Origin of the sequence: Pedobacter hartonius (assembly GCF_900107535.1) — a bacterium.
GTDB classification, from domain to species: Bacteria; Bacteroidota; Bacteroidia; order Sphingobacteriales; family Sphingobacteriaceae; genus Pedobacter; species Pedobacter hartonius.
The window spans coordinates 403063-429920 of the sequence record NZ_FNRA01000003.1; the positions used below are offsets into that span (position 1 = coordinate 403063).

The 26858-nt window shown below is 43.6% G+C and carries 18 protein-coding genes; 7 read left to right on the forward strand and 11 right to left on the reverse strand.

The features are described 5' to 3' along the window. Positions 1-14: 14 nt before the first annotated feature. Entirely contained in the window at positions 15-3431 is a 3417-nt protein-coding gene (locus BLW16_RS07805) for a SusC/RagA family TonB-linked outer membrane protein (protein WP_090555985.1), read from the reverse strand. 989 nt (positions 3432-4420) lie between these two features. Between BLW16_RS07805 and BLW16_RS07810 the strand changes: the two genes are divergently transcribed. After that, on the forward strand, positions 4421-6223 hold the full coding sequence (locus tag BLW16_RS07810; RefSeq protein WP_090555986.1) for a glycoside hydrolase family 35 protein: 1803 nt from the start codon (positions 4421-4423) through the stop codon (positions 6221-6223). Positions 6224-6427: 204 nt separating this feature from the next. Further along, positions 6428-7024: a GIN domain-containing protein gene (locus BLW16_RS07815; RefSeq protein WP_090555987.1), complete on the forward strand. Its 597-nt coding sequence runs from the start codon at positions 6428-6430 to the stop codon at positions 7022-7024. Positions 7025-7116: 92 nt separating this feature from the next. On the opposite strand, the gene BLW16_RS07820 is transcribed toward BLW16_RS07815, so the two are convergent. Both BLW16_RS07820 and BLW16_RS07825 read right to left on the reverse strand, forming a co-directional pair. Beyond that, positions 7117-7443, reverse strand: a complete 327-nt coding sequence (locus BLW16_RS07820; RefSeq protein WP_090555988.1) for a nucleoside triphosphate pyrophosphohydrolase family protein — start codon at positions 7441-7443, stop codon at positions 7117-7119. A gap of 148 nt (positions 7444-7591) precedes the next feature. Further along, a complete protein-coding gene (locus BLW16_RS07825; protein ID WP_245735171.1) occupies positions 7592-8353 on the reverse strand; it encodes a DUF72 domain-containing protein in 762 nt (253 codons plus the stop codon). A gap of 215 nt (positions 8354-8568) precedes the next feature. On the opposite strand from BLW16_RS07825, the gene BLW16_RS07830 reads away from it, so the two are divergent. The 4 genes from BLW16_RS07830 (at position 8569) to BLW16_RS07845 (ending at position 13384) form a co-directional block, all read left to right on the forward strand. Beyond that, positions 8569-8901 carry a hypothetical protein gene (locus BLW16_RS07830; protein WP_090555989.1) on the forward strand — a complete coding sequence of 111 codons (333 nt, stop codon included), beginning with the start codon at positions 8569-8571 and terminating at the stop codon, positions 8899-8901. Positions 8902-8903: 2 nt separating this feature from the next. Further along, entirely contained in the window at positions 8904-9185 is a 282-nt protein-coding gene (locus BLW16_RS07835) for a hypothetical protein (protein ID WP_090555990.1), read from the forward strand. An 8-nt stretch (positions 9186-9193) separates the two neighbouring features. Beyond that, a complete protein-coding gene (locus tag BLW16_RS07840; RefSeq protein ID WP_090555991.1) occupies positions 9194-10825 on the forward strand; it encodes a PepSY-associated TM helix domain-containing protein in 1632 nt (543 codons plus the stop codon). A gap of 135 nt (positions 10826-10960) precedes the next feature. Beyond that, complete coding sequence (locus tag BLW16_RS07845; RefSeq protein ID WP_090555992.1) at positions 10961-13384, forward strand: TonB-dependent receptor; 2424 nt, start codon at positions 10961-10963, stop codon at positions 13382-13384. A 94-nt stretch (positions 13385-13478) separates the two neighbouring features. Here the strand turns inward: BLW16_RS07845 and BLW16_RS07850 are convergent, their stop codons facing one another. Then, positions 13479-13979, reverse strand: coding sequence for a hypothetical protein (locus BLW16_RS07850; RefSeq protein WP_139298283.1), 501 nt, complete (start codon positions 13977-13979; stop codon positions 13479-13481). A 252-nt stretch (positions 13980-14231) separates the two neighbouring features. On the opposite strand from BLW16_RS07850, the gene BLW16_RS07855 reads away from it, so the two are divergent. Next, a complete protein-coding gene (locus BLW16_RS07855; RefSeq protein ID WP_090555994.1) occupies positions 14232-15413 on the forward strand; it encodes a glycoside hydrolase family 28 protein in 1182 nt (393 codons plus the stop codon). A gap of 328 nt (positions 15414-15741) precedes the next feature. Here BLW16_RS07855 and BLW16_RS07860 read toward each other — a convergent pair whose 3' ends face one another. The 7 genes from BLW16_RS07860 to BLW16_RS07890 all read right to left on the reverse strand — a co-directional run bounded on the left by BLW16_RS07860 (position 15742) and on the right by BLW16_RS07890 (position 26852). Then, positions 15742-17139, reverse strand: coding sequence for a CehA/McbA family metallohydrolase (locus BLW16_RS07860; RefSeq protein WP_090555995.1), 1398 nt, complete (start codon positions 17137-17139; stop codon positions 15742-15744). Between the two features lie 8 nt (positions 17140-17147). Next, positions 17148-17969, reverse strand: a complete 822-nt coding sequence (locus BLW16_RS07865) for a universal stress protein (RefSeq protein ID WP_090555996.1) — start codon at positions 17967-17969, stop codon at positions 17148-17150. Positions 17970-18003: 34 nt separating this feature from the next. Next, entirely contained in the window at positions 18004-19428 is a 1425-nt protein-coding gene (locus BLW16_RS07870; RefSeq protein ID WP_090555997.1) for an inorganic phosphate transporter, read from the reverse strand. A 107-nt stretch (positions 19429-19535) separates the two neighbouring features. Beyond that, positions 19536-20198: a carbohydrate-binding family 9-like protein gene (locus tag BLW16_RS07875; RefSeq protein ID WP_090555998.1), complete on the reverse strand. Its 663-nt coding sequence runs from the start codon at positions 20196-20198 to the stop codon at positions 19536-19538. Between the two features lie 86 nt (positions 20199-20284). Then, positions 20285-21862 carry a RagB/SusD family nutrient uptake outer membrane protein gene (locus tag BLW16_RS07880; RefSeq protein ID WP_090555999.1) on the reverse strand — a complete coding sequence of 526 codons (1578 nt, stop codon included), beginning with the start codon at positions 21860-21862 and terminating at the stop codon, positions 20285-20287. A gap of 23 nt (positions 21863-21885) precedes the next feature. Continuing rightward, complete coding sequence (locus BLW16_RS07885; protein ID WP_090556156.1) at positions 21886-25089, reverse strand: SusC/RagA family TonB-linked outer membrane protein; 3204 nt, start codon at positions 25087-25089, stop codon at positions 21886-21888. A gap of 170 nt (positions 25090-25259) precedes the next feature. Continuing rightward, positions 25260-26852 carry a beta-N-acetylhexosaminidase gene (locus BLW16_RS07890; RefSeq protein WP_090556000.1) on the reverse strand — a complete coding sequence of 531 codons (1593 nt, stop codon included), beginning with the start codon at positions 26850-26852 and terminating at the stop codon, positions 25260-25262. Between the last annotated feature and the right edge of the window lie 6 nt (positions 26853-26858).

Consider the following 26858-nt stretch of genomic DNA (forward strand, 5'->3'; position numbering starts at 1 on the left):
GAACAATATTTGATTTAGAATTTCACTGAAAGGTTCAGGCCGTAACTGCGTGTAGTAGGTACTCCGAAATTTTCCAGCCCCTGTGCATTCGAGTTGTTGTAAGTAGATTCAGGGTCAACATTTGGCACCTTGCTATAGATCAGCCACAGGTTACGTGCCACCAGAGATAGCGTAGCCGATTGTACCGGTGTTTTTGCCAGCAGCTTTTTCGGCAGGGAGTAACCCAGTGTAATCTGGCGCAGCTTGATGAAGCTGGCGTCATATAAAAACTGATCGGTAAGCGTATAGGCTATACCCTGGTAATAATCCTGTGCAGAAACAGTCTTATTGAAAGGAGCGCCTGTTTCGTCAACTCCGGTTAAAGTAATTCCGTTTTCACGTACGCCATTTGCCGCTGTTCTTTTATCAAGCCCGTAATACGTTCCGTATGCATTGGTAGAAGTATACATTTTTGCTCCGAATTTACCGTCCACCAAAAAGCCCAGTGATACATTTCTGTACGTAATAGTATTGGAGATACCCATTGTCCATGGTGGTACTCCTTTACCCAGGGGAACGATCTCGCTTTGCAGCGGAATTCCGTTCGCGCTGTTATAAATTACATTGCCATTGGCATCAGTTTTCGCTTTATTACCGGCGATCATTCCAAAAGACTGTCCTTCATAATGATATACATAGGCATTTTCAGTCCGCGGCATTGCACCCGGCAATGCCAGTTTATCTAAACCTTCGGCAATATTGATCACTTTATTATTATTGTAAGCCATATTGAAACTCACATCCCAGTTGATCCCTTTAGAGGAACGCAGTGGTGTGCCTGTCAGCAGCAACTCCACACCTTTATTCCGCATTTTTCCTACATTCAGTGATACGCTGTTAAAACTTGAGGATACGGCAACCGCAGCATTCACGATGTCATTCGTGGTAACCCTGTTGTACACCGTCAGGTCAACCCCGATCCTGTTATTGAACATCCTGGTCTCGATACCTGCTTCAGTAGTTGTGGAGGTATAAGGTTTCAGTTCACTTGGGATATTGCTGCCGGTGATCGCCAGCAGTGGCTGTCCCAGGTGAGTTACCGACTGTGCGGTATAAGTTAAAGCCAGCGAATATGGATTAGGAGCGCCCCCGCCTACCTGTGCCCATGAACTGCGTACTTTTGCATACGAAAGCCATGAAGGTTTTGATGCCCATGCATTGGATAGGATGAAACTTAATCCTGCAGATGGGTAAAAGAGACTGTTGTTGGCCATTGACAACGTTGAGAACCAGTCCTTGCGACCTGTTAAGCTTAAATATAAGTAGTTGTTAAACCCAATATCTGCTGATGAAAAGAATGAATTGATTGCCGATTCACTGAAAGTATCGGTAAAGGTCTGGCTGCTTCCGTTACCAATAAAATAAGTAAAAGGAACATTAAAAAGACCGCTTGACAGGGTGCCGGCCCTAACTTGTGAGTGCATTTGATTTCCGCCTATCAGGGCATTCACCGAAAATTTTCCGAATGTTTTGTCAAAGCCGAGCAAAGCTTCAGCATTCGTTTCATAGGTACTGTTACGGTCGGTAGTCATGCTGCCCCTGGTATCAGTCAGGATACCGCTGGGATTGATATCAAATCCATTGGTATTAAAATAATCAATTCCAAGACGGCCGCGGGCATACAGATAGTCGGTAATATTATACCGGGTACTGAATGAACCTATAAACCGTTTTCTTTCATCTTCATTCTGCACTTTATTTACCGCAAAATATGGGTTTACTACAAACACATAATCGTTCCATGGCACCTCGAATCCCTGTGCGTCATAACCAGGAGCGAGCGTGCGCACATCCAGACTGGTGGCAATCAACCCTACAGAGGCATTCGGGTTCTTGGTAAAATCGGCAATATAACTCCGGTTTTTGTTCTTCTCGATATTGAACTGAACGTTTCCTTCAAAAATCACCTTCTTGGAAAGGTTAGCGCTGGCGCTCAGGTTGAAGGTTTTACGATTTAAAGACGAGTTTGGCACGATTCCTTTATTATCCATGTTCGAAGCCGAGAAGCGAAAGTTGGATGTTTCATTCCCTCCGGTCAAGGCCAGTGTGTTGGAAAAGGTATTTCCTGTATCGTAGAAGTTCTGGATATTGTTTTTCTGCGCCACATAAGGCCTGGATATGCCGTCTGTATTGACTACCGATGAGCCGTCAAGTTTCGCTCCCCAGGAGATCCTTCCATTTGCGATTGCTTCAGATTTCGAAGCAGGCTTCAGCCCACGGTCGCCAGATCCGTATTCATATTGCCAGTCTGGCATTGACAATGGGGTCTCCATTGTATAAGTAGTGTTGTACTCTACTCCTAGCCCGCGCTGTCCTTTACCGGTTTTAGTAGTAATCAGGATGACGCCGTTTGCAGCTCTGGAACCATACAGCGCCGCTGCCGTTCCGCCTTTTAAAACAGAAATTGATTCAATATCATCCGGGTTAATACTGTTCAGTCCGTCGCCCCTGTCTACCCCGCCATAGGTACCCGGGGTACTTGGCGTGCTATTGGTCATTGGAACACCGTTTACCACATACAAAGGCTGGTTTTCACCACCCAGGGAACCATTACCCCTGATGATTACCCGGCTGGAACCGCCCGCACCCGTAGCGGTGCTGCTGGCATTCACCCCGGCAACCCTTCCGGCAAGTGCATTACCCAGGTTATTTTCCCTCGCTTTTGTAAGTTCATCGCCTTTAACCTCTGTTACAGAATAGGCAAGTGCTTTTTTCTCACGTGCAATTCCCAGGGCAGTAACTACTACCTCACTTAAAGCCTGCGACTCTTCTTTCATTGATACATTGATGGTACTTCTTCCGCTCACGGGGATTTCCTGTGTTATGAAACCTATCGAGCTGAAAACCAGGTTGCCATTACCGTCGGGCAGTGAAATGGAGTACTTTCCGTCGGCATTGGTGCTGGCCGCTGCCTGGCCATCTTTCAGTTTAACACTGACACCCGGCAGTGCAAGCCCCTTCGCATCTGTCACCACTCCTGTTACCTGGCTTTGTTTATTGGCAGTGATATTTTTTACAGGATGTTTTGAATCTTCCTGGATCATCTGGATCAGGATAAGATCTTTAGCGTAGTAAAATTCCATATGAAATGGATCCAAAATCATCTTCAGCACGTCAGAGAGTTTTTCTTCCTTCACATTCAGGCTAACTTTTTTATTGTCGCCCAGCGCATCAGAGCCATAAGCAAAATCGATCTTTACCAGGTGGTTGATCTTTTTTAACACCTCTGCTACAGGCATATTGGTTACTTTGAGTGTGATTTTGGTATCGAGACCCTGTTTTACAGTACTTGCGGCCCTTGTACTCAACGCATATTGAAACAGGATAATGGTCAATATAAAGCTCGCCAGATTTTTAAATGAAAACCGGCTTGACAATATTTTATTTGTCATATATTTGAGATAAATTTTGTTAAAAAGATAACCTTCCCTATAGGGAGGTCTACAGGATTAGTTGAGCGAAAGCTCAAGAAAATTACAGGTTGGATGTGCTGGAACCACATTCAACTTTTTTTACGTCTCTTTTTCATTGCATAGGCTGCTGGATTTAAGGTAAATTAAGATTTTAATTATTTCCATCTTCTGAACAAGATGCGCTCCCCGATTTCAACAAATAATCGATTTTTACCACAATAAAAGGCACTATCAACTAACTTTCACAATAAAAAAGACTACAAAAAGCATAAAATTTTAGATTATACCTTTTATTTTATGAAAGATTCACAATAAAGACACATCAAACTGTATTTCAGACTAATTTAAACCACAAAAAATTAGATATATTTTATATAAATACTGCATTTTTTAATAAAATATATTACAATAAAACATTTTACACAGAAAATCAGCAGAAAATTCCTTCTTGAAAATATTTATATGCTGTCCAACTGGTTTGCTCCTGTCATTTCTGGGTTTCGATTTATGGAATTTCCCTTCGGGGAGCATGATTAGTAAAAAGTCAGAATAGATGAGAATTACGGGTTTACAGGGCTTAACAGCCTGTGCGGTTACGCTGGCGCTGCTTTACAGCTGTACCCGGCAGCAAATGGAGATGGCCGCCGAAATGCCGGACAGGTGTCTGATCTAACGGAGAAACACTATATAGCAGTTTACGAACATGATACAGCTTCGCTATTCCTCGTCAGGAAGGGTAAAAAGATAGAAGGAGATCTGCTGTTCAGGTATAACAATGGCATTACGGTACGCGGGGGAAATCAAGGGCACGTCGTACCTTATGCTGTGCGATATTATAGTGATAAAACGAATTACGCTAAATAAAATACCTTGTTTTTAAACAATTATTCTTAAATATGCTGCTTCAATGCTATTATATTTTATAGAATAAATCGGTTTAGCTGATTTAATAACCATCAACTCAATTCATGAAGAAACTCTTCCCACTACTTTTATTTATTCTTTTCACAAGGTCCGTAAACGCGCAGCAAAAACACTCTTTCTCCTTCGCTAAAAGCGACTTTATGATGGACGGCAAGCCCATTCAAATAATTAGCGGGGAAATGCACCCCGCCAGAATCCCAAAGATGTATTGGCGCCACCGTATTCAAATGGCGAAAGCTATGGGCTGCAATACCATAGCAGCCTATGTTTTCTGGAATTATATTGAGGAAAAAGAAGGTGTGTTTGATTGGAAGTCTGAAAACCGTGACATTGCTGAATTCGTAAAGATCTGCCAGGAAGAAGGCATGTGGGTATTGTTCAGGCCGGGACCTTATGTTTGTGCCGAATGGGACTTTGGCGGATTACCTCCCTACCTGCTGAAGATACCTGATATCAGATTAAGAACTATGGATCCAGGATATATGGGTGCCGTAACAAAATATATTACTGAAGTTTCCAAACAGATCAAGCCGCTTTTATGCACCAACGGAGGCCCCGTGATTATGGTTCAGGTAGAAAATGAATATGGAAGTTACGGCAATGACAGAAATTACATTAAGGCCCTGAAGAAACTTTGGGTAGACAATGGAATTGATGTGCCGTTTTATACTGCTGATGGTCCTACTGCTTTTATGCTGGAGGCAGGTACAGTAGAAGGAGCTGCAATAGGGCTGGATAGCGGAGGCAGCGATGCAGATTTTGAACAGGCGGCTAAACAGAACCCGGATGTACCGGCTTTCAGTGCCGAGACCTATCCGGGATGGCTTACCCACTGGAAGGAAAAATATCAGAAACCCGCCCAGTCGGAAATTATTAAACAGGTTACTTACCTGCTTGAGCACAAGCGTTCATTTAACTTATATGTGATACATGGCGGCACAAACTTTGGTTTCAGCGCCGGTGCAAATGCTTTCACGCCTACACAGTTTCAACCGGACATCACCAGTTATGACTATGATGCCCCAATCAATGAACGAGGCGAAGCCACTCCCAAGTATTTTGCTTTACGTGACCTGATTGCCAGATACACCAAACAAAAACTGCCAAAGGTTCCTAAACCGACGGCGGTAACCGTTGTACCCAGCTTTCAAATGCAGCCTCTTACCAGCATATGGAATGAATTGCCGGCGGCTGTTACATCTTCACAGGTAAAAACGATGGAGAGCATGGGCCAGTACAGTGGTTTTATTATATACCGTACAAAACTGATCGGCCGTAAAAGTGGCGAGCTGACCATCACCGAACCTCATGATTATGCAATGGTGCTGTTAAACGGCAAGCTGGTGGATACGGTTTACCGTGATGGCGGCAAATGGACGGTTAAGCTGCCGGAAAGTGAGGTGAAAGACCCTGTTCTGGAAATCCTGGTGGAAAACATGGGCCATATCAACTTTGCCCAGTACATTATAGACCGTAAAGGAATTACCGACCGTGTCACGCTGGAAGGGATGACATTATTCAACTGGGAGATATTTAACCTGCCTATGGATGACAATTATGTACAGGGTCTGCAGCAAAACGATAAAGCCGGTCTTCATGACGGCGTATTCTTCAAAGGCAGCTTTGAACTGAAAACAGCTGCAGACACTTACCTGGACCTGAGCAACTTTAAAAAAGGAGTCATCTGGGTGAACGGGCATAATCTTGGAAGATACTGGAACGCAGGCCCGCAGTTTCACTTGTATTGCCCTGCCAACTGGCTCAAAAAAGGCAAAAATGAGGTAACTGTATTTGACCTGCATCAGAAAAGCACAACCAGCATTGCCGGTGTAAAAACACTTGAATAAAAATAATATCTTTATCGTAAGGGCGTGTATCATGATGATTCACGCCCTTTTTTTGTACCCGTTGGTAGAAATATTACAGGCGTTTGTCGGCTGTTACAGCACCGTGGTATAATAACGGCAACACAGCTGAAACGTTCGTAGTGTATTGACGTCTTATATACAAACAATTAAGAAATCATTCAAAAAAAACAAAACTCAAAAGATATGAAAACTCTATTTAACACCGTATTAAAATCAAGCTCATTAGCAATCGTTCTATTCGCTTCAGTATTTAGTCTTACAGCTTCTGCTGCTACAGTTACTATCAATAAAGGTGCTGCCGGTTGGGACATTAAAAAAGTAATCGTAACCGGGAATACAAAAGTACTGCTGGTACAAAACAACCAGGAATATGTAACGATGGAAGATCTTGATATGAAAAAAGTATCGGTTAAACAGACCGGAAATACATTAACTATCAACTCTACTGAAAGCAGCCCGGTGACAGTAACAGTTTACGTAAAAGACCTGTACCGTATAGATGCTTCGGAAAAAGCAAGTGTAAGGACTGTTGGAAAATTCAATGTGGCGAACCTGCAGGTAATGCTTAAAGATGATGCCTCCGCACGTGTTAAAGCAAATACAGAAAGCATCTACACAGTGATCAATGACCGGGCAAATTTAGAGCTGATCGGAAAGACTGACAAACACATTTATGAAATAGCGGGTATTGCGAAAATGGATACTGATAAATTTGCCGCAACAAAAAGCCAGTACACCAAAGTTTATGATAAAGCAGTAACCTTCAACGCCAAAAACTAATCATACTGGCGGGCAGCTGAGCACACATTTGATTCCCTTTATTAACGATCCTTAAAAAAATACCGGCATGAGCCGGTATTTTTTTTCAAATGTTATTTATCCAGAAGCTGTTCTGTTTTGCTAAGAAACCCGCCCAGGGCGTTTTGGATATCAATCTCCATACGGTCTGCAAGGATAATCAGCCACCAGATACATTTTCCGAATTTATGTTCAAGATCCGGAATGGTCTCCCCGCCTTGTGGCCAGCGGCCCTGCTGCGACATGGTAAGTCGGCCCACCAATCCGGCATCCGTTAAAAACGCAAGTGCATCTTCTTCTATTGTCCACTCGCTGCCATGGAACCTGCGTTCCAGCTCATGATAAAGCGTCCGTAATTTTTGGGACCTGAGCACTGTTTCGTCAAAATTCAATCCTTCCATCCTATGTTCTGTTTATATACTAATTATTTCCACTCTATTCTATCTCTTCTGCAAAGGTAGGCGGTTTAATAAAACAAATGTTTCAGAAATGTAAAACAAATACTGTTGTTGATTTTGCACTATTGACCAATTCAATATCAGAAGGTGATCAATAGGCCTGCACGAGGTCGCGCAGTCTATTTAAGTTAGCTACTGCAGCTCCGATAGTATTGTTGAAATAGGTGTATACCGTTTTTCCGGCAGCCATCCAATCCTTAATATAGCCTGCATATTCCTCCAGCAGACTGGTTTCATAACTACCGCCATATTTTCCGTCCGGACCATGAAACCGCAGGTAAACAAAAGGAAGATTTGTTTCCAGCACCGGTGTGACTGCCTTTGGCATATCCTGGATCACCATCGCCATGGAATGCTCTTCCAGCAAACTATATACATCATCATGATAAAGCGAAACATGCCTGAATTCCAAGGCAATATTCCAGTCTCCCGCGGGATCACTGTCACGCAGCACATCGGCAAGCACCGTCAGCTGCCTCAGATCCCCTATTCGCACACTTGCCGGAAACTGCACCAGCAAACAGCCTTTTTTATTGCCTGCAGAAGAAATAATTTTCATGAAACGACTGACCATAGCGGGATCAAACGCAAGGCCTTTATTGTGGGTAACCTCTCTGCTGAGTTTAAAGCTGAACCTGAAGTCATCAGGCACATCATTTGCCCATTTTTGTACGGTTGAGGCCATAGGCACCTTATAAAAAGAACTGTTTATCTCGATGCTGTTCATCAGTGAACCGTAAAAACAAAGTCTGCTTTTATCCCTGAATTCCTCCGGATAAAAAAGCTTGTTCGGTACCGGCAGCAGCAAACCGCTTGTACCGGAATAGTAACCTGGCATAGGTGTTTCTTCCATAGCCATATAACCTGAAGCGCAGGAAAATGTTTAAATTTTATAGCATAGGGAGGATTGCCAATCATAACTAATTTCACACAAGAGTTGTTAAATATTTATACTTGTATATATTTGCACTAAACTTAATCGATCTAAATAACATTAACCTGCTAAATCGCTCAACCTTCTTTACCAGGCTGCAATGAAATAATGCGTTCACAATAATTTAACCTGCAATGTATACTACTCTTATTCTCCTGGTATTTATAGCCTTTTTGTTGTTCTATAACACATCGAAGAAAAACAACTGGTCTGATAAACCGGCATGGGCCCGTTATCTGGAAGCCCGGACAAGCCTGTCCGGATCCATCATCGTCCTGCTATTGATATTTGCCTATGCATTGCTCGATTATCTTGGCGGACCTGTGGCTGGCATATTCAGCCTCATTGTCATCATCATGGCGATGGGCAGCCTTATCGTATTATTATTTCCGTTTCGCTATTTGTCCGTTAAACATATTCTTTCCATCTACCTGGTTTTTATTGTTTTTGAACTGTTGATTTTCTAGTTATGCCAGCCAATAAAAAATACCTAACCAACTCTCCTCTCGAAAAATTTATAAAAATAACTGCAGGTTTTCTGGGAGGCTATTGCGTGATGATTGCTTTTCATCATCTGCTGGGCTATATTTTTGAGCCTAAAAATGTGATTATCACTGCAGCATTTACCGGATACCTGCTGTGGGCCATCTTATTGCTGCTGGCCTTTCTGACTAAAAGCGGATGGAAGATCTGGCTTTACTATCTGCTCCTAACTGCGGTATTTGCCACTCCCTTCCTCCTAAAACTGTAACCTGAACCATGAAGAATAGAAATTACAATATATATTTTAGTACACATACCATCAGTGGGATTATCATTTCGGCGATCCTGTTTGTCATCTTTTTTGCGGGCTCTTATACGCTCTTTAAGAAAGACATCTCAGCATGGCAAAGCAATACCTCATTCCGGGCCCGCGAAGAAACAAAACTGAACTATAACACCTTACTGGATTCCCTGGATCAGAAACATAACCTAAAGGGCAGAGATGTTTCTTTCTTCTTCCAGGAGAACACGATGGATACCTACGTGAGCCTGACTGCCAGTAAAGACAGTACCCTGAAATCAAAAAAGAAACCTGAGGCAGACAAAAAAGGGGCAAAAATAGGAAGACGCGGCGATGGTATCAATTTCAAATATAATTTCGCCAGGGGAGAAAGTAAGACCTACGAAGAATCATATGATCTGGGGGAATTTTTATATCGCCTTCACTTTCTGGCCCAGTTAAATAAAGTACCGATCCGGCTTGGCGTACCTTTCGGGTATATGCTGGCAGGCCTGGTATCTTTTTTCTTCCTGTTTGCGCTGATTACAGGATTGCTCCTTCACTGGGACAAGATCGTTTCCAACTTCTTTATTTTCAGGCCATGGTCAAAAGTAAAAACTGCCTGGACGGATTCACATACCGCATTGGGAATGATAGGTTTCCCCTACCAGCTCATCTATGCTATAACAGGAATTGTACTCATTTTTAACGCAGTTCTGCTCACTCCGTTTACCTACTTAATGTATGACGGCAAATCACAGGAATTGTACAGGGACCTTGATTATTTTGATGAAAAGGAATATACTTACGGTTATCAGTCTCTGCCGGGTAAAATTGATATCCAGTCTTATATCAACCGTACAGAGAAACTCTGGCAGGGCTCTTATATCAAAAGTGTATCCATTAAAAACTATGGTGACACCTCCATGCACCTGATCATGGAAGGCGCTGCAGACGTTGAACGTAATTTTTCAGGGAAAGGAAAGATCATCTACCAGCTCAAAGATGATAAGATTGTTTACCAGCAGTCTCCATTGCCGGAAAGCAATTATGTAAACCAGGTAAAAAGTCTGATTTATAGGTTACACTTTGGAGATTACGGAGGTTATGCGTTAAAGATCGTCTACTTTATTCTGGGGATCATGGGCTGTGTGGTCATCATTTCAGGGATCCTCGTATGGCTCGTTGCACGCGACAAAAAGAATGTACCTGAACACAAGAGAAAGTTCAATTTATGGCTGGCTAATATCTTTCTTGCCATATGCCTTTCCATGTTTCCCGTCACCGCCCTCACCTTTATCGCCGTAAAGTTGGGTAACCCGGTTGACATGGACTTTATATACCATGTATTTTTTTACAGCTGGCTGGTTATCTCAGCCTATTATATTATTCGCAAAAACATTAGCCGTACCAATCGCGAAACCCTCCTGATGGGCAGCACAGTCAGTTTTTTAATTCCCATTGCAAACGGACTCACTACAGGAAACTGGATATGGAAAACCTATGCTGCAGGTGCTGTTGATATCCTTTTTGTGGATATTTTAAGTTTATGTATTGCCGCAGTAGGATTTATTTGTTACTACAAAATAAAGCAGAAACAACGTTCAGAGGAGGAAATTACTGTATAACCTGCTTATAATCGCTAATCCAGAATTCTTTCTTACAACAAGCAAGTTATTTAGATTAATTAAAAATTATTTGCATACACAATAAATTAGTAGTTACTTTGCGCCGAATTATTTTTAATCAATCTTAATAACATTATGTTGAAACAATTACTATTCTTCCTTTTCATTTTATTTTTGAGCAGCGAGATATTCGCACAAAATACTGGTAGTATCAGAGGCCGGATTACTACTTCAGATGGTACTATTGCCGATGGGGTTACAGTAAAGCTAAAAGGTACTACCCTTGGCGCTGTAACGAATGAAGATGGTTCGTATCACGTCAGAAAAGTACCAGCGGGAAATTACACACTTATTGTATCTGCCGTGGGCCTTTATCCGAAAGAAAAACAAATTACGGTGACCAAAGGTACTGTAATAGCTGACTTCTCTCTGAATGAGAACAAATCGCAGCTGGAAGATGTACAAATTTCTACCAACAAAAAATATAAAGTAGAAAAAACATCTTCTTCATTGCGTTTGCAAACAAAATTACTGGAATTGCCTCAAAACATCAGGGTGGTTACCAGTCAGGTGATGGCAGACCAAATGGCATTTGACATCGTAGACGGAATAACCAGGAACGTAAGTGGTGCCGTTAGAGTCGGCCACTGGGACGCACAATATGCAAACATTTATATGCGCGGATTCTCTATTCCGGCCTTCCGTAACGGGATGAACTTAAAAACCCCATGGGGCCCTCTGGCAGATGATGCTGCAACAATCGACCGTGTGGAATTTGTTAAAGGCCCTGCAGGTTTTCTGATGGCCAATGGTGAGCCAGGCGGTATTTATAATATCGTTACCAAGAAACCTACAGGCATGAACAAAAGTTCTGTTAGCGTAAGTGCCGGCGGATACAACCTTGCACGTGCAGCCGTAGATCTGGATGGCAAGCTTTCTCATGACGGCAAATTGCTGTATCGCTTAAACGTTGCTGCACAGACTAAAGGCAGTTTCAACAAATTCAACTACAATGACAAGTATGTGATTGCTCCGGTAATCAGCTACCAGATCGACAGCAATACAAAAATCACGGCTGAATACACACACCAGCATGTAGAGGCTTTGGCATTAGGTAACTATGGTTTTTCACCAAAAGGATATGGCGACACTGACCCAAGTTTCTTCATTGGAGATCCTGCATTGGATCCCAATATACTGAACGATCATAATGCTACGTTTTATTTCAATCATAAATTCAATAAGGACTGGACTTTCAATGCGCAGCTCGCTTATCTGAATTATAACTTGCGTGGCAGTACACCATGGATTTCCAGCCTTGCACCCAATGGTGATGCGAAAAGGAATCTGTACATCAGTGAAGAACTGGCCATCAATAAAAATGCACAGTTCAGCTTAACCGGTGAAGTAAGAACAGGGCCGGTAGTACACCGGATATTAGGAGGCCTGGATATGGGTAATCTGAAAACCTGGGGAGACTTTTCAAGTTCGTCTACTTCAGACCTTCAGCTGGCAAATGATGCCACTTTTAATATCTATAACCCTGTTTATGGTATCCCCGCTGAGAACATCCCTGTATTCAACAGGTCAAGAAGCATCAAAGTACGCTCAGGTGGCAATAGTTATGCAACCAACACCACTTATACTGGAGTTTACCTGCAGGATGAACTGCGTTTTCTCGAAGAAAAACTGCGCTTAACACTGGCTGGTAGATTCACCCATGCACAGTCGGTCGGTAAAACCAACGCGACAGACATGTCAGACAATAAATTTACACCAAGGGCCGGTCTGAGTTATTCCATCACCAATTCATTCTCCGCATATACTTTATACGACCAGAGTTTTATCCCGCAGTCTCAGGCTAACAGATCAGCAACCGGAGATATCTTTAAACCGGTTACAGGTAATAACATTGAATTCGGATTGAAGAAAGACTGGTTTGAAGGACGATGGAATTCAACATTCTCGGTCTATAAGATCACAAAGAAAAACGTGCTGACCCCTGACCCTGCATATCCTCTTGGTGACCCTAACAACTTTATGGTACAGTTAGGTGAAGTTGAATCTAAAGGTATCGAATTTGACCTGGTAGGTGAAATTGCAAAAGGATTAGACCTGACGCTGAACTACGCTTATACAGACCCGAAAGTAACAAGGGATGAGAATAAAGATCCGGCCAGAAATGCTACCGGAACTTACCTGGCAAATACTGCCAAACACATCACCAACGGATGGTTGTCATACCGTTACAGAAACCCAAATTCTGTATTTAACGGAATCGGATTTTCAGGTGGTTACCAAATGCAGTTAAGCCGTTATGCAGGATCCGGACCTACGCAAACTACGTTTGCAGATTACATCCGGTTTGACGCAGGTATATCTTATACAAGGGGCAAATTTTCTGTCTCAGCCCTGGTCAACAATTTACTTGACCGCAGGTTGCTGACTCAGGGCTCGTATACAAAACTGGCTAAAGAGACGGCAACATCTGTTTCTTACTATACTTATATCTATGAGGTGCCAAGAAACGCAAGGTTCACTGCCAGATACGATTTCTAATTTTCATCATCATCAGGAAAATTCCTGATCATCATCAAGAGCCCCGGTTCCGGTTAATTGCCGGAACCGGGGTTTTTATATGGCTTTTTCTTCACTACTCCGTCAGGTAAAATATGCTGAGATATTTCATGACGCTGCCTTCATCTTTATCGGCTTCTTTCTGGTCAATTATCAGGTTTTCCAATTCAGGTTTTGCCTTGCTGACCTTTAAATTGAGCTCATAAAGATCACTGTCACCAAGTTTCAGAAACATCCTGTTCTCTGCCGGATTCTGCACATCAGTAATGACAGGAACATAAAGAAGGTCGAAACTGAATTTTTCATCGCCATAAGAAAATGGCGGACTGACATAAAAAACAACGGGGATTGTTTTTCCTGCGGCATCTTTTCTAAACAAACGGATCTTGTCTTTTGAATAAGCGCCTGCGGTTTTCTCATCCAATAAATCCTTACCTGCACTATCTTTGATCACCAGGTTCAATGCGGGCGCAGCAATCGGCGAATATCCGCAAAGTCTTCCGCCATCTGCGTTCATTTTCTTACATCCAACATTAGCTAAAAATAATATCAGACTAACCAGTACAAATTTTTTCATAGTATTCGTTTTTGAAGTTGAAATTTCTATCATTGAATGATTAAAGATTTGGGTGAATAAAAGATAGGCCTCAGCGGCAATTGTAAAATTAAACCTGATGTATACTAAAATGTTAAAGAGAAACGTTGTGCTACAGCAATAATCAATTATTTCAGATTCAACCGCAGACAGGACCAAACGCAATAAAAATGCTACATTGACCGGGAATACAACCTATAAAAACTATCTTGGGAAGAGTTAGCACAAGTCAACATGAAGAAACTATTACTATTAATGTGCCTGCTGTTCAGCCTGCTGAATGCAAGGTCACAGGACTATCTGATCACGAAATTTGGCATCAAAGCCGATAGCACAAAGCTGAACAGGACAGCCATCCAGCGGGTTATCGACCAGGCAGCGGCTAAAGGAGGCGGCACCATAGTCATTCCAAAGGGTACCTTCCTTAGCGGTGCCCTGTTCTTCAAACCAAAAACCAGCCTGAGGTTAATGGAAGGCGCAGTGTTGAAAGGATCGGATGACATTAAAGATTATCCGCTGATTCCTTCGCGCATGGAAGGGCAAAATCTTGATTATTATGCAGCACTGGTCAATGTCTATCAGGTGGACAATTTTAGTATAACAGGCCTGCGCTTCTGGAAGGCTTTCTGGGCCAACCGGGAGGTGAAGCAAAAACTACATCAGCCAAGTACCAACTTAGAGGTTCACCGCCCCCGTCTTCTTTTTATCTGGGGATGCAATAACGTTAACATCAAAAAAGTACAGCTTCATAACTCCAGATTCTGGACCACACATCTTTATCAGTGCCAGAATGTACTGATGGATGGATGTGATATCCGCTCACCTTTCAGACCTGTCAAAGCCCCAAGTACAGACGGGGTAGACATCGATGTCTGTAAAAAAGTAACTATCCGCAATTGTTATATCTCTGTCAATGATGATGCGGTCTGCATCAAAGGCGGAAAAGGCCCCGATGCCCAGAAGTTGCCCGGTAATGGCATAGTGGAAGACATCCTGGTGGAAAACTGTAGTTTTGGTCCCTCCCATGCCACATTAACCCTTGGAAGTGAGTGTATACATGCCCGCAATATTACCATCAGAAATTGCAAAGTGAATAATGACTGCCCTATTCTGCGATTGAAAATGAGGCCGGATACCTATCAGCTCTTTGAAAATATCACTGTTGAAAACATTACCGGTACCTGTGGCGCTATTGTAAATATGAACCCCTGGAAACAATTCTTTGATCTGAATGGCAGTTCAGAGAAGCCTTACGGAACTGTCAAAAACATCACCCTGTCCAACATCAATGTACAGGCAAAAAGCTTTGGCGAGCTTGAAGGTAACCCTGATGATACTGTCTCCAATATCGTTTTCAAACGATATTACGGTTACCACAAAATCACTTGCATTAAAAAACAAATACCAAGATATTAAAGTGCAGAATGTGATGGTAAACGGAGCTCCGCTGATGGTTAACTAAGAAATGGCGGATCAGATCTTCCAACTCACCCGGCATCAGTGTTTTTGCTCAGGTAATGGAGATGTTTTACCCATATATTGTTCGTCTATTGTTTTGTATTGACCATTTACTGAACCCACGTTACCAGGGGGTTGGAAGGCAAAAAATCCTTCGAACCCTCCCAGGGATAATCCAACCATGACCCAACGACCCAGAAATACATAACAATACACGAGCAATATCAATATCACAGAAATTGTGTTTTTTTTGATTCATCCGAACATCCTGATCTCTCCTTAGGTTTTATAACCAAACCGGATTGGTCAGCGCAACCATAGTTTGATCTGCTTTGCGTACTTCAACGCGAATATAAGAGGAAGAACCCGGCTTCACTTTCATATCTATAGTTTGAACATCATCTGCCAGCTGATGGGATGAAATAAGCCCCTTATCCCCTATTACCATCAGCACTGTGTTTTTACAACCTTTTACCGTCAAATGGACATCAGCTGCAGTATTTTTCGGCAGCTGATCACCTATACCATAGGTTTTTCCAGCGGAATTCACCGTTAACTGCAGCGAAACTGAATCTCCTGCTGCAATATAAACCCTACCTTTTTTTATTCCTTCCAGAATGGCATTTTTTGATAAGCCTTTCGCAAAAACAACCGTCTGCGGCCTTCCCAGGTTATTGGGAGAACCACTTGCTATATGGGTATCACTCGCACCGATTGCAATTTTTTTAACTCCCTTTCGAAGTGACTCATCCCACCATTTTAAAGCCAGCGCATTCAGCACATTCCATTCTCCATTCCAGATTTCAATCCCGTCAAACTCTTTTTCGTCAAACTTGAAGGTCTTATCACCTTTGTCATAGAAAGGGTGGTTGATGATGGCAAGGCCGCCATCCTGATGAACCCTACCAACGTATTTTCCAATTATGCCATCTTCAGGTTTATAACGCCAGTCGACCACCGTTTTTGCATCGAGGCCTATCGCATTCCAGTGTCCGTACCGGGTTGAAGTCACTTCTTCGCCGTTGATGATCAGCAGGTCTTTCGAATCATACCTGCCCCAGTTCAGGTTTGCGGCGTTGGTATTGTGTTCAGTAGAGATGATATAATCCAGTTTTTTGGCTTTGGCTTCTGCCACCAGTTCATCCGTGGTACGCCTGCCGTCAGAATGCAGTGTATGCATATGCAGATCGCCCCGGTACCATCCCGCAATGGTATTGAGCTGCACAGCAGCCGGTTTGCCCTCAACGATTTTCTGCTGTTTACCCGGGACTAATGTGATCTCCAGCGTCCAGCTGAGTCCTTCCGGGGCAATCGTGGAAGGATAGACCAGAATGTTCCAGGTGCCTGCGTTGATATTCCCGGCGATATACCCTGTAGATGCAGAAGCCTCAGCGATAAAAAATTCCTTCTTTGCCCCGCCAGACCAGCCCCTGAAACCCGCAGCATCCTGATAACCGTTTGCGTCGTAAATGCCCATGTTCAGCACATTGACCTTCATCTTGTCGTAACGCTCTTTCACCCTGATTTCGGTAGTACCTGCCGGTACATCAAAGGGAACATACAACAGTTCAAATAATTTATCTTTTGGAATGAATCCTTTGCGGACAACTTTGGACGAATCCTGTGCCGATACAAAAAGAACAGTAAGCTGAAGAAATAAAAGTAACCTGAGGTGTTTTTTCATGAATTGGTTTATTCGTGTAAAACCAGAATGGCCTTTACAGATTTGTTCATTACCTGGTTCACTGTATTCCTGGTAAACAGCCGGTAAACAATATTATGATGGTGTTTGACCAGACAAAGTATGTCTGTTTCATGCGATTCAATAAAAGCGAGTATGCCTGTTATCGGACTGCTTTCAGTAATATAATTGAATTCCGGTTTGCTGTGTTTGATCAGCCCCTTCAGCTTGCTCTCAAAGATCTCCACCTGTTTGGGGTCCGGCTTATCTGTAACATACAATACCTGCAGTTTTTCAGACTCAAAGCCCTTCACCATTTCATTCAGTGCGTTTACATCTTCTGCAGACAAGCGAGTTTCGTAATCTGTTGCAAGGGAGATAATGGGCACTTTAGAGAACTTGCTTTCCTTTGGAACAATCAGCGTAGGGATCTTTAAATTGCTGACCACCATACTGGCATTACTGCCCACGATTCCGGTAATCCCTGTTGAACCGGTAATGCCCATCACCAGCAGCTCAACATGATGGTTTGAGATATAACGGGTGATCACATTTTTCAGGAAACCCACATCACAAAGGGTGCTCACCTTAATATTGTTATACTCTTCCCTGTCCGTATAAACACTCACCCATTCTTTGAGCGCTTCTCTCTTGTTGTTATAGTAGTTTTCAATAAATATTGCATTATAGGTACTGTTATTGATGCCTTCCGTTGGATGTATCGCGTGAATAGCACATACTTCTAATTTCAATACTTTGGCTAATTCCATCGCATATTCCATTGCATTGGCCGCACTGGCTGAAAAATCGGTGGCTAACAATATTTGTTTCATTTTTTCAGAAGGTTAGATAAACTGATATAGAAATTTAAATAAATAAATGGAAAAACATAAATAAACCAAGCGCTAAAACAATAGCTACGGGTAAGGTTAACACCCATGCAATGGCTATGTTTTTCAACGTTCCGTTATTCAGGTTTTTAGTCCCTCCTGAAGCAACCATTGCCCCTGCAATACCACTTGAAAGCACGTGGGTGGTGCTCACCGGTAATCCAAAACCTGTACTTAGTCCTATAGTTGTTGCGGCTACAATTTCGGCAGTTGCCCCTTGCGCATAACTCAAATGTTCATTCCCTATTTTCTCGCCGATAGTAACTACAATACGTTTCCAGCCGATCATTGTTCCAAGTCCGAGAGAAACGGAAATGGTAGCGATCACCCATATCGGTGCAAAATCAGTCACTTTACCCAACTCCAGCGAGGCATCAGACAGGATGGCCTCATCACCATGACGTAATTTGAAATCTTTATTGGTTTTGATGGCTTCAATTCCGCTGTTGACCTTTTGGATCAGCTGACGGAACTTGTAAGCTTCGTGATTTTCGGTAATATGTTTCCCGTTTAATTCAGCCCGGGTTTCGCCGATGGCAGAATCAAGAGACAGAAACACACGGCTTCCACCGGGGTTGTCAGCTGAATTTCTGTTGAGTACAGCTTCCGTCTGGTTCAAAGAGGCCAGGATCTTTGCTTCGGGTACAGAATGGTTCACTGCAAATTTTACCGGTAAAAATGCGATCATGATCAGCATTAACAGGCCAACACCTTTTTGTCCGTCGTTACTGCCATGAAAAAAGCTGACCAGTGTACAGGTAGTGATCAGCAGTAGGCGTATAAGGATAGGAGGCCTGTCATTTTCACCCCTAGGGATATGAAAAAGTTGTTTTGATTTGACAATATGTTTCAGGAACATCATGAGCAGCACCGCCAGTCCAAAGCCAATCAAAGGAGAAAGCACGAGTGAAAGACCAATTTCTTCTGCCTGATGCCAGTTTACGCCCCGTCCTCCGTAATACCAGGTAAAACCTAAACTCGCTCCGATCATCGCACCAATCATGGTGTGGGAACTGGAACATGGAATCCCCAGATACCAGGTACCCAGGTTCCATACGATGGAGGCAAGTAATACGGCAAGAACCATACATGCCCCAACTTCCACGGGAAGCAGCATCAGTTCATTGAGGGGAACAAGTTTCAGGATCCCCATGGCCACGGATACGCCACCGAGTAAAACACCCATGAAATTCCAGAAGCCTGACCAGGGAACTGCGATTACCGGTTTCAGGGCTTTGGTGTAGATCACCGTTGCTACCGCGTTGGCGGTATCATGAAACCCGTTTACGAACTCAAAGCAGATCACTGCCAGGATACAAACTAAGAAAACGACCAGTATGGAGCCACTTAAATTTACTTCGCCTATAAAAGGGAAAACAACTGCATCTAAAGGGAATAGCATAAAATGAGTAAATGGATTGTTTACCAAATAACCACATAAGCCGTTTAAATGCCGTAAAATTCAGGTTAACAAATTGTTATATTATTTACGCGTTTAGATGACGTAGCTTACTGATCTGAAGTCCGCCCAAACTCCAGAGTTCCGAAAAACTCAGGTAAATGGAAATCCGGCCTGTCATTCACAATTCTGTTCCAGGATAAGAAATGAGGGTTTGGCAGATCATCCCCGCATTTGAAGAAGTTGGCCCTCGCCTTTTTGCCCGTCAGTGAACCGGGCTGGCTGAATATAAATACTTCTGCGGGTATGATCACGGTCAACTGCCACTCATACTTTGCCCCTGAGCCTGCCGGGACTGATTGCAGGATCATGTTCCGCCTGATCTTTTCGATCGTCCCTTCAGGCAGGAACCTGCGTTCTTCCCCATCAAAACGGTACCCCATGGAGCAGATACCAAAACAGTTCATTTCAATGTTGTAATAGGCCTGCTCGGCTTCGAGGGCAATAAAGAATTCAACACAGTTGTCCTTATGTACGGGGTCATTGGTGCGGTACATGACTGACCTGATCACGTCTTCTTTTACGTAGTACTTCAGTAAAACCGCGTCTCCGCAATGCGCAATGGCAAAGGCCGCTGCAGAAGTGCTTTTAAACTGTGGCCAGGGTTCGTTATCGATTGCGTGTTTCGGCATGGAATCCATCAGTACATCAATTTGTTCCAATGGGGTATTGCTATCGGCAGAAGAGATAAAGGGGATATGTATATGATTCATTAAATGCAAAGGATAACAATTTATTTAATTTCAGCAGGTAAACGGACGCAAAATTAGCGAACATTTACCTGCAAAACTAATAACGCCTAATAACCCGGGTTTTGTTCCAGTTTAGCGTCCTTATTCAAATTAATCTCAGTTTGAGGGATGGGCAACAATACATTGTGTGCGGCAATGGTAGTGTTCTCTCCAGGATTTAACCGTTTAACCCGGTCCAGCAATGTACCTGTCCGCACGAGTGTCATCCTGCGGTTCTCCTCCCCGATCAGTTCCCTGGCACGTTCATCAAGGATGAGGTCTAATGTTACCTCTGCAGCAGTGACCGGGCTTACCTTCGCCCTGCTTCTCAGCACGTTGATACTGGCAGCAGCGGCGTCCAGTTTGCCCTGTTTATACTGGGCTTCGGCCTGCAAAAGATAGGTTTCGGCCAGGCGCATCATGATCAGGTCTTTATAAGAGCCCCCGCCGGCAACATCGGTCACAAGAAAATGGTTCCACTTGGTAGTATACGGCACAATTCTGTATAAGGTATCTCCTGCAGACGGAATAACCTTTTTGCCCAGCAGCGCGGTATTTACAGGGTCATTATAGTAAAAATCACGGTGGATACTGTATTTGGAATTCCGCATATCTGCACCTTTATACACGTTATTGATGATCCATGGGCTCAGGCGCATCCTTCCAAGTCCGCGGCCGCCCAGTGAATCACAAATAGCCATTCCAACCAGTTGGTAGTAGGCAGGAACCCATACCCTCCTGTGCTGGTCAAAGCTGGATGATCCTCCATCGGTATTGTATTCTTCCTCTTCTACCCATATAGCTTCTTTATTGCCCTGTCTCCTGCGCTGGTTGCCATACAGGAACATATCAGAAAAAGGATCTCCTGCCTGGTCCTTTTTAATTCCATACCTGTCTGTGGTAATGGCAAAGGCACCGCTGCCGATCACATTTTTGGTTTGTACTTCGGCCAGGTCTGCTTTGCCTTCCCGAAGGTATACTTCCGCCAGCAATTGCTGTGCGGCTTCTTTACTGATCCGTCCCGGTTTCTTCACGGCATCGATCACTGGAAGATTAGCTGCTGCAAAAACGAGATCGGTATTGATAAAATCATTGATAGTGGCTAGAGGGGCCCTTACAAAATCTGTTTTCGGGACTGAAAGCGGCTCCTCGATCAAAGGCACGCCTCCATATAAAGTAGCCAGGAAGTTATAGGCGTAGCCCCTGAAAAATTTGGCTTCAGCCAGGTACCCGTTACGGCCGGAAGCTGAAAGCGGCGTAGAGGGATCTGAAGCCCCTTTAATGATTTGGTTGGCATTAGTGATCACCTTGTACGCCCAGGTCCAGTAATACAAAGCGGCTACATCCTGTGAGTTCAGCGTGTTGTAATTGTGATAGGGGATTTCTTCACCATTTCCGTTTCCGTCGATCACCACATCGGTTCCTACCTGGAAGATACACAGCAGGGATTGTGTCACCTGCATGGTATATTGCTGACGCACAGATTCCTGCAGGCCCGCAATTCCGGCTTCCAGCCCTACTGAGTCTTTAAAAGTAGTGAGGGGCGAATATGCAGAGTCTGACTTTTCATCAAGAAAACTTTTTTTACAGGAGAATAAGCCTGCTGAAGCCAGTAAAATGACTAGTATGATATAAAGCTGTTTCATTTCTTTTTTATTTAAAGGTTTTCTTAGCGTAAACTTAAATTCACACCAATTACATAGGAAGATACCAATGGATATATCCCATAACTCAGATCTGCATTGGCAGTACCAGCCTGATTGGCGTTTACATTCAGCTCAGGATCAAGCCCCACCCAGTTGGTAAACGTATGGAGGTTCCGCCCGCTGATATAGGCCGTAAGGCCACCCAGTTTCAGTTTGTCTGCCATCTGCTGAGGCAAAGTGTAACTCGCCGTTACATCTTTTATCCTTGTAAAATTCTGTTTTACGGGATAAGCATATAATTTCGGGTTTACATAACTCAGCGCCGGCCGGGTATTGCTGCCGTTCTCCGCGGTCCAGTACCCAACCTGTTGTGGAATATTTACACGTCCCCCATAATCCTGAAGGTTGAGGATGGGGTTATTGATCATCGAACCCTGCGAAGTCTGCAGAAATACGCTGAGGTGAAAATTCTTGTAATTGAAGTTATTGATCATCCCTCCTGTCCATTTCGGCAGACTGGTACCCTGGTAGGTTTTATCGGCCTCAGTGATCTTGCCATCACCATTCACATCAGCAAATTTCAGGTCGCCTGGTTTGGCACCGGGATCTACTTTTGAGGCATCCTCTCCTACCTGCCATACGCCTGCAAGTTTGTAATCATAAATGGCCCTCAGTGATTTGCCTATGAACCATTTGTTGCCTATATCGTCCTGGTTTCCTCCGTAAAGCGAAACGATCTTGTTGCGGCTTGCGGCAAAATTGAAATTGGTTGACCAGGAGAAATTAGTGGTCTTCAGATTGGCCGTGTTCAGGGTCAGTTCAATTCCTTTATTGGAAACACTTCCAAGGTTGTCATAAATACTTGGATAACCACTGACCGCAGGAATCTGGCGTTTCAGCAGGAGGTCTTTGGTTTTGGTTTTATAGACCTCTATGCTACCGCTGATACGGCTATGGAACAGGGAATAATCCAGTCCAAGATTCGTACCCGTAGTACTTTCCCAGTTCAGGTTTGCATTTCCGAGTACACCGTTTACTCCCAGCGAGCTGGACAGTAAACCTGTTGTAGTGACACCACTATAAATATATTTGGTGATTCCCTGCGTGGTCAGCGTTTGGTACACCCCAACGGCCTGGTTTCCGCTTGTTCCGTAGGAAGCACGAAGTTTCAGGTTATCGATCTGTTTTACATTTTTAAGGAAATCCTCATTGGAAACATTCCATCCCAGGGCTACCGAGGGAAACACTCCGTATTTACTGGTTGAGGACCCGAAAGCCGAATAGCCATCCCGTCTGGCAGTAGCCGTCAGGAGGTATTTGCTGTTATAGGAATAATTGATACGCCCCATCTGGGAGATCAGTGCCTCCCTGCTGTAATAGGTAGCACCGGTAATCAGGCTGGCCGCATTGATGTTGTTAAAGGACAGGTCGTTATTGACGAATGTGCTTCCGTTTACAGTGGCTGATTTATATTTCTTTTCCTGGGCACTATACAGGGCAGTTACGTCTAAATGGTGTTTTCCCCAGTTCTGATCATAAGACAGGATATTCTCTACCAGCCAGCTGTTGGTTTCAGTATTATTGACCGAAGCCGTACCCCCTAAGGTATTCCCGGCATTGGTACCGCCATAACTATCAAGCACGGTGGGCAAATAGGTATAGTTTCCGTTCAGCCTGTATTTCAAGCCTTTCAGAAACAGCGGTTTAATTTCAGTATAGAAGGTCCCGTTCAGATTTTTATTCCTGTTGACGATATCCTTATTTAAACCGAGGAGGGGATTTTTATATAAGGTTTCTGAGAACATGGGATAGATGTTATACTGTCCTTTTGAATCATATTCCTGTCCGTAAGGGCTCATTTGCATTGCTGCGCTGTAATCTACAGTTCCGCCATCGGTATTGTTCGCAGCAAAGAAAATAGAGGTTCCTATTGTCATCCAGCTGGTTACGTTGGCATCCAGGTTTGACCTGAAGGAAGCCCGGTTATACTGGTACCCTTTCAGCACACCTTTTTGTTTCTGGTATTCACCCGAAATAAAATACCTCACATTTTCTGATCCGCCGGTAATGCTCAGGTTATGATCCTGGATATAGCCCTGCTGGGATATTTCATCCATCCAGTCGGTCGTGATGCCTGAATTGTAATTGGCTATCTCACTCTGATTGGGTACCGGCGGATTATTGGCCACCAGGCTTTTCTGTTTGGTATAGTCCAGGTATTTCTGTACATATTGTTCACCTGTTAACGGCGTTAACGTCTTATTCTGAAACTCAGGGCCGGCATAAGCACTGTAGCGAACCGTTGGTTTCCCGGTTTTACCGCGCTTGGTAGTGACCAGGATGACACCACTGGAACCCCTTGTTCCGTAAATGGCTACTGCCGAAGCATCCTTGAGGATCTCGATGGAAGCAATGTCATTAGGATTGATATCATTCAGGGAACCTCCTAAATTGCTGAAGGGCACTCCGTCAATTACTACTAACGGAGAGGTACTTGCATTAATGGAGTTTACGCCCCTTACCAATACGCTGGGCGAACTTCCGGGTACCGATGAACCGGTGTTCACAGTCAGCCCTGCTGTGGTACCTTCAATGGCCTGTAATACGTTAGTCACGGGTAGTTCAGATAATCTTTCTTTTGGAACTGAGGTTACTGAACCGGTAATATCAGAACGTTTCTGTGTTCCGTAACCTACTACCACTACTTCGTTCAGCTGTTTCTGTACCTGGTCTACCTTCAGGGTTACGTTCATCCTGGAATTGGTCACCGGGATTCTTTCTGTAGTAAAGCCCATGTAAGTATAAACCAGTGTAGCACCTTCAAGCGCACTGATCTGATATTCACCCTGTGAGTTGGTTACCGTGCCGGACTTTGTACCGGCAATCATAATGCTTACTCCCGGAAGTGGTTCGCCGGTTTCATCCGTGATCTTACCTTTTACAGTAATGTTTTGCAGTGCAGAAAGGACTGCAGATTTTTTGTTATGCACTAAAGAGCCGTTTTCAGCCTGAGGGCTCAGCGGAGCTGTCGTGCTTTTATTTGGGGTATTGCCTGGCGATGCAGCGCCCTCGGCTGGAGTAGTATCTCCTGCAGGATTAATAGCGGTACTGGCGTTGGCGTTGAAGCAGCTAAAGAAAACAACAGCGAGAATAAGATGGTGTTTTTGTTTCAATATGCTCTCCAACCAGACAATAGAAGACTTACGGTGAGGTCGTAGTTTTTTCATACATTTGCGGTTATAGTTGAACTGATCTGTGAAATAATCAGGCATCATTGATTGCCTGATTGAGGTTGGAAAGGCTTTGAAGGAAGATGTAGCGAGCATCTTCCTTTCTTTTTCCGTGATTACTGAGATTTTTCTAAGTCATGATTTTTAGCGTTTAATAGACGTGAATACTATTTCTGTCTGGATAGGCGGTCATAGAGACCGTATACTTTGATATTCCTGATCTGGTTCTCTGCTTCCATTTCTGAAGGATTAAGAAAACCTTTATTCAGCGCTTTAAACCTGTCGTCCAGTTCTTTTGATAATGCCATCAATGTTTTCAGGCCGTTCAATACTTCTGCTTTCTGCGCTTCCCCATATTCAGGCTGGTTCACCTGCTTTTCAATGACCTGGTACCGCAGGTAATAATTGCGGATATCAGCCATTAACCTGAAGTGTGCAAACTCCTTCCGGTTTTTTACCGGGTTAAGTGCATACAAAGATTTTACTGCTACGGTATTACTGTCCAGCAGTTGCTTTACGGTCATAGGTGAAGGCGATTTTACTTCGCCTTGTTTCACTTCATAAGGAGTGGTCTTTAAGGCTTTCCAGAACTCCTGCGACTGTACTTTGCTGAAACCAAAACGGCTTGCTCCATAACGCGTGATGAAATCTGTGATATTCAGGGGATCTTTAGATTTTACAGCTTCGGTGAAGGCGTCTACCAGGATGTTGAAACCTGAGAGCGGGTAAACGTGACGGATTGCATATACTTCAGATACATCTGAGCCTGATTCAAATACCTCATTGTAGATACCAGAAGTAGACCATGAGGTCATTACTATTCCTTTATAGCCGAACTGATCTGCCGCAGGAAGAAAGTCTTTGATATTGTTAAAATGTTTTTCCCAGTCGGTCAGGTTATAATTATCAGGATTTGATCTCAGTGAGGGCGAACCCCAGATCTCGAAACCGCTCTCCATGAGCTTTTTGTGATCTCCGAAATGGCTGATATCCCATCCGTAGTTCCAGTCCACAAAAATTGTCCCTTTGGGCAATGATTTGATGGCTTCCGGATATTTCAGCGCAATGTCTGCCCATAACACGGGTGTTTTACCCAGTTTCAGTACGATATTACACAGCATTTTGATGTAATCTGTGTATAACTTCGATTTGCCTTCTTTCTCGGCTTTCAGTTTACATTTCTCATCATGTCCAAGGAGATAGGTTTCGTCTCCTCCGATATGGATGTATTTCGAAGTGTGCGTAGTTGTCAGTTCTGTAAACAGATCGGTAAACAAGGCCTCATCGGCCGCTGTCTCCAGCGGGCAAACCTGAGAATAATCTTTCTGGTCTTCACGCAGGTCTTTGTATTTTTCATTCCTGAGAATATACTCCACGTGGCCAAAACTTTGCTGTAAAGGGATCACATCGATACCGAGGCCGTTACAATATTTGACAAAGGAAACGACCTCCTCTTTGGTATAAGCATACCGGTTAGGGATCAGCGGATGTTTTTCAAAAGGATACGTTGCCTCCCATTCCATTATGATCGTATTCATTCCTGCTTCTTTGAGCTTTAGCGCGAATTTCCTAAGCGCATCCATGGTCATCACCTGAATCCTGAGGTCAAGGTGAAAGCCCTTTACGATAAAGCCATTGGCCGCCTGCGCTTTTGACATGCTGGCTTTTGTGGTTTTTGCCTTTGCTGCAGCTGGTTTGGACTGCGCAAATGCTGTGGTGAATATTGCCACGAGAACTAATGTTGTAAATAGTTTCTTCATAGATCT

What these genes read in the sequence shown, in the direction of transcription:
- BLW16_RS07815 (WP_090555987.1), top strand. Translation starts at nt 6,428, where the DNA reads ATGAAAACTCTATTTAACACCGTATTAAAATCAAGCTCATTAGCAATC.
- BLW16_RS07805 (WP_090555985.1), bottom strand. Translation starts at nt 3,431, where the DNA reads ATGACAAATAAAATATTGTCAAGCCGGTTTTCATTTAAAAATCTGGCG.
- BLW16_RS07845 (WP_090555992.1), top strand. Translation starts at nt 10,961, where the DNA reads ATGTTGAAACAATTACTATTCTTCCTTTTCATTTTATTTTTGAGCAGC.
- BLW16_RS07890 (WP_090556000.1), bottom strand. Translation starts at nt 26,852, where the DNA reads ATGAAGAAACTATTTACAACATTAGTTCTCGTGGCAATATTCACCACA.
- BLW16_RS07870 (WP_090555997.1), bottom strand. Translation starts at nt 19,428, where the DNA reads ATGCTATTCCCTTTAGATGCAGTTGTTTTCCCTTTTATAGGCGAAGTA.
- BLW16_RS07875 (WP_090555998.1), bottom strand. Translation starts at nt 20,198, where the DNA reads ATGAATCATATACATATCCCCTTTATCTCTTCTGCCGATAGCAATACC.
- BLW16_RS07855 (WP_090555994.1), top strand. Translation starts at nt 14,232, where the DNA reads ATGAAGAAACTATTACTATTAATGTGCCTGCTGTTCAGCCTGCTGAAT.
- BLW16_RS07865 (WP_090555996.1), bottom strand. Translation starts at nt 17,969, where the DNA reads ATGAAACAAATATTGTTAGCCACCGATTTTTCAGCCAGTGCGGCCAAT.
- BLW16_RS07810 (WP_090555986.1), top strand. Translation starts at nt 4,421, where the DNA reads ATGAAGAAACTCTTCCCACTACTTTTATTTATTCTTTTCACAAGGTCC.
- BLW16_RS07820 (WP_090555988.1), bottom strand. Translation starts at nt 7,443, where the DNA reads ATGGAAGGATTGAATTTTGACGAAACAGTGCTCAGGTCCCAAAAATTA.
- BLW16_RS07880 (WP_090555999.1), bottom strand. Translation starts at nt 21,862, where the DNA reads ATGAAACAGCTTTATATCATACTAGTCATTTTACTGGCTTCAGCAGGC.
- BLW16_RS07825 (WP_245735171.1), bottom strand. Translation starts at nt 8,353, where the DNA reads ATGGAAGAAACACCTATGCCAGGTTACTATTCCGGTACAAGCGGTTTG.
- BLW16_RS07840 (WP_090555991.1), top strand. Translation starts at nt 9,194, where the DNA reads ATGAAGAATAGAAATTACAATATATATTTTAGTACACATACCATCAGT.
- BLW16_RS07830 (WP_090555989.1), top strand. Translation starts at nt 8,569, where the DNA reads ATGTATACTACTCTTATTCTCCTGGTATTTATAGCCTTTTTGTTGTTC.
- BLW16_RS07885 (WP_090556156.1), bottom strand. Translation starts at nt 25,089, where the DNA reads ATGAAAAAACTACGACCTCACCGTAAGTCTTCTATTGTCTGGTTGGAG.
- BLW16_RS07835 (WP_090555990.1), top strand. Translation starts at nt 8,904, where the DNA reads ATGCCAGCCAATAAAAAATACCTAACCAACTCTCCTCTCGAAAAATTT.
- BLW16_RS07860 (WP_090555995.1), bottom strand. Translation starts at nt 17,139, where the DNA reads ATGAAAAAACACCTCAGGTTACTTTTATTTCTTCAGCTTACTGTTCTT.
- BLW16_RS07850 (WP_139298283.1), bottom strand. Translation starts at nt 13,979, where the DNA reads ATGAAAAAATTTGTACTGGTTAGTCTGATATTATTTTTAGCTAATGTT.